The sequence below is a fragment of the Kitasatospora sp. MBT63 genome (assembly GCF_000710465.2).
Taxonomy (GTDB): Bacteria; Actinomycetota; Actinomycetes; order Streptomycetales; family Streptomycetaceae; genus Kitasatospora.
Genome location: NZ_JAIZ01000300.1, coordinates 1 through 10701, shown reverse-complemented (window position 1 = coordinate 10701; position 10701 = coordinate 1). Strand labels below are relative to the sequence as shown.

Genomic DNA, 10701 nt, shown 5'->3' with positions numbered 1-10701 from the left:
GGTCGCCCCCGCCGGTGCCCATGCGGCGCCGACGCCGGCCCCGACTGCTCGGCCCGCAGCTCCGACGCCTGCAGCCCCGACGCCCGCAGCTCCGACGCCCGCAGCTCCGGCACCTGTGGCTCCGACGCCTGCCGCCGCGAAGCCCACCGTTCCGAAGCCCACCGTTCCGAAGCCCACCGTCCCGATGCCCGCCGCCGTGCGGTCCGCCCCCTTCCAGCCCGCTGCCGCCAAGCCCGGCGCTGCCGCCAAGCCCGGCGCGGCGGCGACGTCCGCGGCGCGCAGACCGGTGCCGCCGAGGGCCGCCGGGCTGGGCCGCCGGCTACTGGCCCGGACGGTCGACACGGCGGTGGTCGCCGTGGTCGCCGCCGCCGCGGCCGTTCCGCTCGCCGCCTCCACCCTCGACCACCTGCGGGAGAAGCTCGACCAGGCGCAGGCCCGTTCGCAGCTGACGGGCCGGTCCGTGCAGGTCTGGCTGGTCGACCCGCTGGTGGTCGGCAAGGCGGCCGCCCTGCTCGGCGTGCTGGTCCTGCTGGGCGTGGTGTACGAGGTCCTGCCGACCGCCCGGACCGGTCAGACCTTCGGCAAGCGGCTCGCCAGGATCAAGGTCGTCGACGCCGGACCGGCCGCGGGCCGGGCCCGGCCGCAGCCGCCGCGTCCGGCCCGATCGCTGCTCCGCTGGGTGAGCGGCCAGTTCGCCGCGGTCCTCGTGGTCGGCCTGGTGTGGCCGCTCCTCGACCGGCGGGAGCGACGAGGACTGCAGGACCGTGCGGCCCGGACCCGCGTGGTTCGCGCCTGACGCGCGATCACCGCGCCGGCTGCGACTGACGGGCCGTCCGGCTCGAAACCGGACAAAACATCATAGATATCCCAAGCCTGCCGTGCGCGCGGTGTTCTACTCGGGGCATGAGCACCAACAACTCCTCAGGCAGCGAGCAGGAAGGGGGCGACAAGCCCTCCTTCGACAAGCCCCCGCAGGCGGGCCCGCCCCCAGGTGCGCCCTCCGACCCGTACGGCACCCCGCCCCCGGCCGACACCCCGTCGGACCACGCGTCCGGCCATGCGTCCGACCGTCCGCCCGGGTACGGCGCCCCGTACGGCGCGCCCCCCGGCGGCCAGGCGTCCCCGTACGGCGGTTCCCCGTACGGAGCTCCCTACGGTGCTCCGCCGCCCGGCGGCAGCCCGTACGGGAACGTCGGCGAGGGGCCGGTCCCTGGGATGCCGCCGCTGGGCAGCTGGTCCAACCGCATCGTCGCCAAGGTGCTCGACTTCCTGATGATGCTGATCCTCGCCGTGCTGGTGTCGCTGCCGTTCGCGGACCTGACCAGCAACAACGGCTGGATCGGCCCGATCTGGCTCGCGTACGCGTTCTACCTGGTCTACGAGGGCCTGATGCTCGGCCGGGACGGCCAGACCGTCGGCAAGAAGCTCTTCAAGCTCAGGGTCGCGATGCTCGTGGACGGGAGCATCCCCACCGGGAACGCGGCCTGGATCCGGTCCGCCACTTTCGTACTGCCCGCGGTGATCTGCTGCGGCGCCCTGTGGTGGCCGGTCGACGGCCTGTTCGGCGTCTTCGACAAGCCGTACCGGCAGTGCATCCACGACAAGGCGGCGAAGACCGTCGTGATCTCCACCGCCTGACCCCGCCGTACGACCCGGGGCTCAGCCCCGGCCGGCGTACTCCGGCCGCGGCGCTCCCGGCCGCTCACCGACCCCGGTAGCGACGGCCGCCCGGCGCTGCGCGGCCACCGACATGAGCAGCGCCGTCGCGAGTGTCCCCAGCGCGACGGCGAACGCCACCAGCACGGCGACCTCGAACACCCCGGACGACCCGGAGACGGCCAGCAGGGCCACCGTGGTGGCGACGACGATCAGGATGCCCGTGCAGAGCTGTGCGGTGGTGGGGCGCGGCATGGCGGTCAGTCCTTCGCGCGGGGGATGGGAATCCGGCACTGAGTGCCTACCCATGACGGCAGGCAGGTAAGTACAGCCTCACCAGGGTAATCGGCGGATCCGGGCATATGCAGAGTCAGAGGGGGCGCACGGGCTCATACCGGCCAGGCGCAGCCGCCCGCGGTGCGCTCGGTACGGTGATCCCGCAGACCGACACCCTGGGGGACCGCATGCCCGTACCCGCCGACTGGCCGACCAGCGAGGCCGAGGCACTCGCCGCGCAGCAACGGCTGCGCCCGCTGGTCGTCGCCGCCGGACCGGCCCCGCAGGCGGGCGACGGGGCCCTGGTGGCCGGCGTCGACGTCGCGTACGACGACGGACGCGACCTGGTGGTGGCCGCCGCCGTCCTGCTGGACCTCGCCACCCTGAAGGTCGTCGAGCAGACCACCGCCACCGGCCGGATCGCCTTCCCCTACCTCCCCGGGCTGCTCGCCTTCCGTGAACTGCCCGCCGTCCTGGACGCGTTGGCCGACCTGCGGACCACCCCCGACCTGGTGGTCTGTGACGGCTACGGGCTCGCGCACCCCCGCCGCCTCGGCCTCGCCAGCCACCTGGGCGTCCTCACCGGGCTGCCCGCGATCGGCGTCGCCAAGACCCCGTTCACCTTCACCCACCGGGAGCCAGGACCCGACCGCGGTGACTGGTCCCCGCTCCTCGACGGCGCCGAGGAGGTCGGCCGGGCGGTCCGCACCCGCCGGGACGTCAAACCGGTCTTCGTGTCGGTCGGCCACCGCATCGGCCTGCCGGAGGCCGTCGCCACCACGCTGGCCCTGGCACCCGCCTACCGGCTCCCCGAGACCACCCGCCACGCGGACTCGCTCTGCCGCCGCCGGCTGGCCGAGGCCCAGCAGGCGCACGGCACCCCGTAGGTGTACGGCACCGGGTAGGCGGACGGCGCCCAGCAGGCGTACGGTGCCCAGCAGCCGGGAAGCCACAGGTGGGCGGCCGCGGCGCCGGCGGGCGTACGGCCGGGTGCACGGCTGGAGGTACGGCTGGAGGTACGGCTGGAGGTACGGCCAGGTGCACGCCGGGCGGGCCGGCTGGCTCCGAGTCGCCGTTCTGACACCGCGTCGCATGTGTTAGACATATGGGTTGAAGCTTGGCAACGGCCAGTGAGCGGCGAGCGGTGCGGTAGCACCGGGCCCGCCACACCGGGTACGGGGGAGGTACGAGGACGTGAGCACGGGGAGCGGTTCGACCGGCGGCTCCGGGGCCGGCTACCGCGTGGAGGTGGACGGCCTTCGCGCCTTCGCCTCCCAGGTACGGGGTCTTCTGAACGAGTTCCAGACGACGGCGGACGGCACACGCGTCCACGGCCAGAGCGGCGTCGGCGGTACCGCCTTCGGCAGCTTCCCGGAGGCGGTGGACCTGCACGAGAAGTACCAGCAGATGCGCGACGGCCTGCGGGACGTCCTCAACGCCCTCTACGACGCGATCGACGAGGCCCAGCGCAAGGCCGACCTGACCGCCGTCAACTACGAGGAGCAGGAGCACGAGACCTCGCGCACCCTGCGGATCAGCTCCGACGGCTGGTCGGTCGGCAACCCCTCGGCCACCAGCCAGGCCGCGTACGGCACCAACACCGGCACCGGGAACACCGCCTCGCAGCCGAAGCCGACCGGCACGGCCTCCCCGACCGGACCCGTGAGCAGCGCGTCCCCGTCGGGCAGCGGAGAGCCGAAGCCGTCGTGGTAGCGGGACACGTCCTTCGGGGGACGACCACAGCTCCTGAAACCCACTCCGGAGCCGGGACGAGGACGGAAACGGGAGGCGACCGGCCATGACCAACTACACCAACTTCCACGACTACAGCCATGGCGACCTGCGCCAGATGGTGCAATCCATGGACTCCGGCGGCGTCATGGCCGCCAGCGACCCCTGGCGCAAGGCCACCGAGACCCTCAAGCAGATCCGCACCGCCCTCAACACCGCCTCCGCCGACGCCACTTCCTCCTGGGAGGGGTCGACCAGCAGCGCTTTCTACTCGAAGATGACCAAGCTCGCGAACGCGGTCAACAACGCGGCCGCGTACGCCAATGACGCCGCCGCGGCGATGCAGATGATGTCCGAGGCGATCGACACGGCCAAGCGGGACATGCCCGAGGAGCCCAGCTGGCTCGACAAGGCCGGCGACGCCATCGGCGACTCCATCGAGGCCACCGTCGGCGTCGACGACGAGGACACCCGCACCACGATCACCGACGAGAAGAAGGCCCAGGCGGTCGCCGTCATGGAGACCCTCTCCAGCAAGTACCGCGCCACCACGGCCTACCTGAAGCCGCCCACGGGTGGGTTCGAGTCCGTGGAGGACATTCCTCCGCCGGACTCGTCGGGTCCGGCGGCGCTCGGGGCGCTCATCATGGGCGGGGGCATGGGTCTCTCGGCGGGCGGGCGTACCTCAGGTGGCCTGTCGACGTCTCCTCGGTCGTCCGGGCCTTCGCTCGGGGCCACCGCGCAGGCACCGAAGACCACGACGGCGACCATCACCGAGCCTGGGATCAAGGGCGGTGCCTCCACCCCGGCGCCCAAGCCGAAGTCGCCGGGCTCGTTGACTCCCGGCACCGGCATCGACGGTATCCACGCGGGCGGCCCCGGCACGGTCACGGGCGGAAGCCTCGGCCAGAACACGGGCCACGGTGGTGGCACCTCCACGAACGGTGGGGGAGGTTCGCATGGTGGTCTCGGCGGCGGCGTCGGCGGGATCAAGGGTGGCAGCACCTCGACCGGCGGCGGTGGTAAGGGCTTCGGCGGTGGTGGGCTCGGTGCCAAGGGTGGTTCCACCGGTGGCGGTGCCGTAGGTGCCGGCAACGGCGGAGGCGCTTCCGGTTCGTCCGGCGGCGCAAACGGCCGGGCCGGAGCGGCAGGTGGTGGCGGCGGTGCCGACGGAACCAAGGGCGGCGGACTGGGAGCCCGTGGTGCCGCAGGCGGTCGCTCCGGATCCGGGTTGGTCCGTAAGGGCGGTGGGGTTGTCGGTGACCCGGCCCACGGTGGCACCGGAAAGACCGCGTTCACCGAAGGCGGCTCGGGTCTCGGCCGCGGTCGAGGCCAGGGCGCTCAGGGCGGGGCCGGTCAGCAGGGAAACGGCATGCCCGGTGGCACCCATGGCAGCAAGAAGGACAAGAAGCAGACGAAGGCGCGGCCGGACTACCTGGTCGAGGACGAGGAGACCTGGGCGCCCGGTGGGCGGGTGAACCCCGACGTGGTGGAGTGACCCGCCGCCACGGGCCGCCCATCGCTGCCGTGGTCCACTGATCTGCAATCCCAGGATTCCCCACGTGTGAGGTGACGTAGCTTGACGACCAACCGAGCGGCGCAAGGTCTGGCCGTGCTTGCGGCAGCATCCTTGGTGTGGGGGGTCGGTATCGGCCCTGCCGGTGCAGACACCATCCGCGACGGGCAGTGGGCTCTGCAGAACTACGGGGCGGAGAGCCGGGTCTGGCCGATCACCCAGGGCGACGGCGTCGTGGTCGCGGTCATCGACAGCGGTGTGATGGCGAGCCATCAGGACCTCACGGGCCAGGTCCTGGCCGGCACCGACCTGTCCGGGGAGAACACCGACGGGCGGGTGGACAAGCTCGGTCACGGAACCCAGATGGCCAGCATCATCGCGGGCCACGGGCATGACAACGGCAGTGCCGGAGTCATGGGGCTCGCGCCGAAGGCCAAGATCCTTCCGGTGAGGGTCGCTCTGAACGAGAACGGCGACATCGACTCCGGGCAGGAGGCCAAGGTGGCCTCGGCGATCACATACGCCGTGGATCACGGGGCCAAGGTCATCAACATGTCCCTCGGCGGCGGTCAGAACGGCCGGGATGTGCGAGAGGCAGTTGCCTACGCCGTCAGCAAGGACGTGGTCCTCGTGGCGGCCAGTGGCAACACCGGCAACCACAACACTCCGGTGAGCTACCCGGCGGCGTTTCCCGGCGTGGTGGCCGTGGGTGCGGTGGACCAGGGCGGAGCGGTCTGGGACAAGTCCAACAAGGGTCCAGAGACCACCCTGGCCGCACCTGGTGTGGGGATCTACGTTGCCACCAACAAGTCCGACACCAGCTACGGCAACGGCTTCGGCACCTCCGCGTCCTCGGCCTACGTGTCGGCGATCGCCGCGCTCGTCCGGGCCAAGTACCCCGAGCTGTCGGCCGGGCAGGTGATCAATCGGATGATCAAGTCGGCGGTGGCCCCGCCGGACAAGTCGGCCGTGCCGAACAACAACTACGGGTACGGGATCGCTTCGCCCGCCGCCGCCCTGGCCGCCAACCCGGCGGTCGACGGCGGGCCGAAGGAGAACCCGCTGCTCGGGCGGGCCGAGTCGCAGAAGGACTCGACCGCGCCCGGTACGGCACAGCCCGCGCCGAAGGCCAGTGGCAGTGCCGGTGCCGGCGCGGCCACGGGTGCCACCGCCGGCAACGGGTCGCAGGCCGAGAAGAAGGACGACGGCGGCGTGCCGGTGGCGGCCCTGGTCGGCGGGGCGGTCGGACTGCTCCTCGTGGTCGGGCTGGTGCTGTTCCTGGTGCGCCGGTCGCGTGGCGGGTCGGGCGGGCCGGGTGGTTCCGGTGGGGCCGGTGGGACGGGCGGGGGTCCGGGTGGGCCCGTGCCGCAGTCGGCGCCGGGCTACGCCTACCCGCCGCAGCAACAGGCAGCCCCGTACCCGGCGCAGGCCCAGCAGTACCCCGCGCAGCAGTACCCGCCGCAGCAGCCCCCGGCCCCGCCCGGTGGAAATCCGTATCAGCGCTGACACGCCCACGGACGGCCGAGGGTGACCCCATGGGAACGGCCCTTCGGGTAAGAGATGGCTCGACAGCCGTCGACTACCTGAAGGGCCGCCATGTTGAAGAAGCTTGCCGTTCTCGCTCTTGTTGCCTCGGCCGCCGCGACCGGCCTGCTCGCCTCGGCGGGTCCGGCGTCGGCGGAGGGGCCGCGCAACGAGCAGGAGGCGGCGGTGTGTTCCGCGCTGCTGCCGTTCGCGGTCTCCGGCAGCCTGGTGGATGCGATCTGCGTGGTGCGCAAGAACGGCTGACGCGCCTGCCGTACTGCCGTACGGCGGGCCCGGGAACACGACGGAGCCGGCCCCGACCCCCACGGGCGGGGCCGGCTGCGTCGTGTTCCTGGGCGCACCAGCTGCAGCCACCCGGAGGGCCGTACGCTGGCGGGCGTGGACTGCTACTCGTGCCTGACCGACGCCGCCCTCACCGGGCCGGCTGCCTCGACAAGCTCGGCCTCGACGGTGGCGCCCCGGGAAGTGGTTGCCTTCGACGAGCACTGGCGGGTGGCGCACGCCTTCGGTACGGCGGTGCCGGGCTGGCTGGTGCTGCTGCCGCGGCGGCACGTGACCTCGATCGCCGAGCTGACGGACACCGAGGCGGCCGGTCTGGGGGTCTGGCAGGTGCGGCTGTCGCGGGCGCTGGTGGAGGTGACGGGGTGCGCGAAGACCTATGTGGCGCAGTTCGCGGAGGCGGCCGGCTTCGAGCACGTGCACTTCCACGTGGTGCCGCGGGCCGCTGGGCTGGCGGAGGAGTTCCGGGGGCCGCGGGTGTTCGGGCTGCTCGGCGCCGGACTGTCCGGCGCCGGGGCGGCGGAGGTGCCGGAGGCGGTGCGGGACGGCATCGCGCTGAGGCTCCGCGCGGCGCTGGACCGGTGACTCACCGGTGGTTCGCTGGTGAGTCGCAGTTGAGTCACCGGTAGGCCGCAGCCGCGCGGAGCCGTCGGACGGGTGGCGGGCTCAGCCGGCCGCCGTCCAGGGGGACTTGGCCATGATCGCCTTCACGTTGGCGACGTAGCTCGGGTTGGGGATCACCGAGGTGCCGACGGTGGCGCCGGTCGCCGGGTCGGTGGTGGTGTTGTAGTGGACGTTGCCCGCGCCGGCGTTGTAGGCGGCGATGACCAGGTCGAGCAGCGGGGTCTTGCCGGTGACCGGGTCGGGGGAGAGGTCGTAGTTGCCGCCGAAGCAGGAGTCGCCGTAGTAGGCGACCAGCCAGTCGATCAGCTGTGCACCGAGCTGGACGTTGCCGTTGAGGGTGTTGACGTCGCTCTTGGTGCCGAACTTGGTGTTCATCCAGCTGACCGTGTTCGGCATGATCTGCATGGTGCCGATCCCGCCGTCGCAGGCCAGGATCGTGGACTGCCAGCCGCTCTCCTGCCAGGAGATCGCCTTGACCAGGGCGACCGGCAGCGGCGGGAGCTTGTCGGTGCCGCCGCTGCCGAGCGCGAGGGTGCGGGACTGGCCGGCCGCGGCGGCGAGGGCGTCACCGACGGTGGCGCGCGGGGCGTCGGTACCGGTGTGGCTCGGTGCGCAGCCGCTCTGCAGGGGCGGCGTGTGCGGGGTGGCCGGGGGTGGCGGCGGGGCGACCGGGCCGGGCTTGGCGGTGGGCGGCGGGGCGGCCGCGACGGGCTTGGCGGCCGTCTTGGCGGGGCTCGGCGAGGCGCTGGTCCGCTTGGCGCTCGGAGAGGCGGTGGCGGAGGCGGACGGGCTGGGTGAGGCGCCGGTGGTGGGGGCGTCACTCGCGGTGGGCTGGGCGCTGGGTGAGAGGGTGGCCGAGTCCTCCGGGGACGGCCGGGCTGCGGTCGCGGCCGCAGCTGCCGCGGTGGCGGTACCGTCGGCCTTCTTCGCGCAGCCGGCCAGCGGTACGGCGGCGATGGTGACCGATATCAGGCAGAGCGCGGCTTTACGTGGGCCGGTGGCCGTCATGGTGGTGTTCCCCCGAGGTCATGTGTCCGCCCGGGCACGGGCGAGGGCCACATCCTACGGCCGGGTAACGGCCTCCGGTGGGGCGGGCGGGAGATGTGAGGCCAGGGCGGGAGAGCCGGGGCCAGGGCGGCGGCCCCGCGGTGGCGCAGGCGCCGGTGGCGGCATTTTGCGGGTGGTTGGCGGTCCGGCCGCTGGTGGCCGCCGACGAGAGGGACGCATCCTTGAGTCATGATCACTCCTGACACCAAGGACTGGACCTGGGTGCTCGAACGCCCCTGTGCCGACTGCGGCCTGGACACCCCGGCGGTGGACCCCGAGGCCGTCGCGGGCATGGTGCGCGTCAACGCGGCGGCCTGGGTGGACCTCCTCGCGGGTGACCCGGCGGAGCTCCGGCGGCGGCCGGATCCGCAGACCTGGTCCCTGCTGGAGTACGCCTGCCATGTCCGGGACGTGTTCCGGCTGTTCGAGATCCGGCTCGGCCTGATGCTCGACCAGGACGACCCGGCCTTCCCGAACTGGAACCAGGACGACACCGCCGTCGAGGACCGCTACGCGGAGCAGGACCCGGCCCGGGTCGCCGTCGAACTGGCCGAAGCGGCAGCGGTGTTGGCGGGCTCCTTCGAGCAGGTCGGGGGCGCACAGTGGCAGCGGACCGGCGCGCGCAGCGACGGGGCGCGGTTCACGGTCGCGTCCTTCGCGCAGTACCTGATCCACGACCCGGTCCACCACCTGCACGACGTCACGGCCTGACCCGGACCTGACCCGGACCTGACCGGGCCGGCCCGGCCCGCCCCCGGGCGGCAGCGCGGGCGGTGCGGCGCACGTTCAGCCGAGGACGAGGCCGTCGGCGGTCCTGGCCGGCAGGCCGTGCGGGGCGGCCTCGGCGAGGAGCTGCTCCGGGCCCTCGCCGATCCGGACGGCGAGCACGAAGCGGTGCATGTCGCCGAACTGCCGGGGCTCGAAGGCGATGTGCGCGTACGGCGCCTCGGCGGTGGCGGAGGCGGCCAGGCGGGCGGACTCCCGCTCGACCTCGGCCCACTCCTCGGCGGGGACGTACTGCCGCATGACGGAGTGCCAGACCACCGTCACCGCGCCGGGGCGGACCTCGACGCCGCGCAGGAACTCCGCCGCGCCGACCGCCTCGACCCGGGTCGGGAACTCGGCCGCGAGCCGCAGCGCGCCGTTCAGCCGGGCCACCCGGGCGGGCTGGTCGGCCCAGAGGTACGCGCGCAGGGCAAGCGCGCCGCCGGGGGAGCGCGGATCGATCGGGGTGAGGTCGCAGCCGCGCCGCTCGGCGAAGTCCAGCGGCGGCGTACCGGCCGGCAGCTCGGGCGGCCGGCCCTCCCACGCCCCGGCGAGCACCACGGGGGAGTCCTCGGGCCCGTACGAGTAGCCGGGGGCCTCGCAGCGGAAGCGGTCGGCGAGCAGGTTGAGCCCGGCGCTGGCGCCGAGCTCGTACAGCCGGACCGGGCGGGGGCCGCCGGGCAGCGTGTGCAGGGTGTGCAGCAGGCCGGTGATCAGCAGGTTGGCGCGGCCGACCTCGTTGGTCTGCGGGGGCCTGGTCAGCCAGTCGCGGACCCACGGCAGGTTGTCGGCGACGGCCGCGCGGAACGCCGGCCAGGCGGCGTCGGGCCGGTCCGGGTCGAAGCTGCCTCCGGCGCTCGGGTAGTGGGCGGCGAGCTCGGGGGCGCGTCCGGTCAGAACCAGGGCGTGCACTCCGCCCAGCAGGCGCAGGGCGACGGCTTCGCGCCAGGGGTCGGCCTCGTGACCCGCGAGAGCCGCGGCGCAGGGGCCGTCGGCGGCCAGGTCGAGGGCGACCTGGTGGAGCAGGGCGGCGTAGAGCGGGGAGCCGAGTTCGGCACAGGCCCGCGCCTGCTGCTCGACCATGGCGATGGCGTTCGCCCTGGCGTCGTTCCCCTCGGCCGCCCCGGGGGCTGCTGGCGCTGAGGACATCTCCTGGCTCCGTTCCGTCGGCTGGGATCATCATTCGCCTGCCGACGGCCCGTCAGCAGAGGGCATCCGGGTGATTCCGATCACGGTCGCGGGGAGGAAGGGGGGAGGGGGAG

12 protein-coding genes are annotated in these 10701 nt (G+C 73.4%); 9 read left to right on the top strand and 3 right to left on the bottom strand.

The features are described 5' to 3' along the window. Positions 1-184: 184 nt before the first annotated feature. Together AA75_RS18615 and AA75_RS53725 are read left to right on the top strand one after the other, a co-directional pair. Positions 185-796, top strand: a complete 612-nt coding sequence (locus AA75_RS18615) for an RDD family protein (protein ID WP_051812731.1) — start codon at positions 185-187, stop codon at positions 794-796. A gap of 107 nt (positions 797-903) precedes the next feature. After that, positions 904-1638 (top strand): RDD family protein, encoded by a 735-nt coding sequence (locus AA75_RS53725; protein WP_033821216.1) that lies wholly within the window; start codon positions 904-906, stop codon positions 1636-1638. A gap of 21 nt (positions 1639-1659) precedes the next feature. On the opposite strand, the gene AA75_RS18605 is transcribed toward AA75_RS53725, so the two are convergent. Further along, positions 1660-1911, bottom strand: a complete 252-nt coding sequence (locus AA75_RS18605) for a hypothetical protein (protein ID WP_033821215.1) — start codon at positions 1909-1911, stop codon at positions 1660-1662. Between the two features lie 209 nt (positions 1912-2120). On the opposite strand from AA75_RS18605, the gene AA75_RS18600 reads away from it, so the two are divergent. From AA75_RS18600 to AA75_RS18575, 6 genes are all read left to right on the top strand, one after another. Beyond that, positions 2121-2819 carry an endonuclease V gene (locus AA75_RS18600; RefSeq protein WP_033821221.1) on the top strand — a complete coding sequence of 233 codons (699 nt, stop codon included), beginning with the start codon at positions 2121-2123 and terminating at the stop codon, positions 2817-2819. Positions 2820-3126: 307 nt separating this feature from the next. Further along, a complete protein-coding gene (locus tag AA75_RS18595) occupies positions 3127-3645 on the top strand; it encodes a hypothetical protein (RefSeq protein WP_033821214.1) in 519 nt (172 codons plus the stop codon). A gap of 85 nt (positions 3646-3730) precedes the next feature. Continuing rightward, positions 3731-5161 carry a WXG100 family type VII secretion target gene (locus AA75_RS18590; protein WP_051812729.1) on the top strand — a complete coding sequence of 477 codons (1431 nt, stop codon included), beginning with the start codon at positions 3731-3733 and terminating at the stop codon, positions 5159-5161. A 114-nt stretch (positions 5162-5275) separates the two neighbouring features. Continuing rightward, positions 5276-6685, top strand: a complete 1410-nt coding sequence (locus tag AA75_RS18585) for a S8 family serine peptidase (RefSeq protein WP_199520354.1) — start codon at positions 5276-5278, stop codon at positions 6683-6685. A gap of 90 nt (positions 6686-6775) precedes the next feature. Further along, positions 6776-6967, top strand: coding sequence for a hypothetical protein (locus tag AA75_RS18580; protein ID WP_033821212.1), 192 nt, complete (start codon positions 6776-6778; stop codon positions 6965-6967). 135 nt (positions 6968-7102) lie between these two features. Further along, the gene (locus AA75_RS18575) at positions 7103-7588 is read left to right on the top strand and encodes an HIT family protein (RefSeq protein ID WP_233289079.1); all 486 of its coding nucleotides are present in this window, start codon (positions 7103-7105) and stop codon (positions 7586-7588) included. 81 nt (positions 7589-7669) lie between these two features. Here the strand turns inward: AA75_RS18575 and AA75_RS53485 are convergent, their stop codons facing one another. Beyond that, on the bottom strand, positions 7670-8635 hold the full coding sequence (locus tag AA75_RS53485) for a transglycosylase SLT domain-containing protein (RefSeq protein WP_051812727.1): 966 nt from the start codon (positions 8633-8635) through the stop codon (positions 7670-7672). 228 nt (positions 8636-8863) lie between these two features. Between AA75_RS53485 and AA75_RS18565 the strand changes: the two genes are divergently transcribed. Further along, positions 8864-9385 (top strand): DinB family protein, encoded by a 522-nt coding sequence (locus AA75_RS18565; RefSeq protein WP_033821211.1) that lies wholly within the window; start codon positions 8864-8866, stop codon positions 9383-9385. A gap of 75 nt (positions 9386-9460) precedes the next feature. Here the strand turns inward: AA75_RS18565 and AA75_RS18560 are convergent, their stop codons facing one another. After that, complete coding sequence (locus AA75_RS18560; RefSeq protein ID WP_082526624.1) at positions 9461-10588, bottom strand: DUF2332 domain-containing protein; 1128 nt, start codon at positions 10586-10588, stop codon at positions 9461-9463. Positions 10589-10701: the final 113 nt, after the last annotated feature.

Bases quoted from the DNA above. Each gene is read 5' to 3' on its own strand.
- AA75_RS18615 (WP_051812731.1), top strand. From the start codon at position 185: ATGCCCGCCGCCGTGCGGTCCGCCCCCTTCCAGCCCGCTGCCGCCAAG.
- AA75_RS18590 (WP_051812729.1), top strand. From the start codon at position 3,731: ATGACCAACTACACCAACTTCCACGACTACAGCCATGGCGACCTGCGC.
- AA75_RS18560 (WP_082526624.1), bottom strand. From the start codon at position 10,588: ATGTCCTCAGCGCCAGCAGCCCCCGGGGCGGCCGAGGGGAACGACGCC.
- AA75_RS18600 (WP_033821221.1), top strand. From the start codon at position 2,121: ATGCCCGTACCCGCCGACTGGCCGACCAGCGAGGCCGAGGCACTCGCC.
- AA75_RS18580 (WP_033821212.1), top strand. From the start codon at position 6,776: ATGTTGAAGAAGCTTGCCGTTCTCGCTCTTGTTGCCTCGGCCGCCGCG.
- AA75_RS53485 (WP_051812727.1), bottom strand. From the start codon at position 8,635: ATGACGGCCACCGGCCCACGTAAAGCCGCGCTCTGCCTGATATCGGTC.
- AA75_RS18605 (WP_033821215.1), bottom strand. From the start codon at position 1,911: ATGCCGCGCCCCACCACCGCACAGCTCTGCACGGGCATCCTGATCGTC.
- AA75_RS18565 (WP_033821211.1), top strand. From the start codon at position 8,864: ATGATCACTCCTGACACCAAGGACTGGACCTGGGTGCTCGAACGCCCC.
- AA75_RS53725 (WP_033821216.1), top strand. From the start codon at position 904: ATGAGCACCAACAACTCCTCAGGCAGCGAGCAGGAAGGGGGCGACAAG.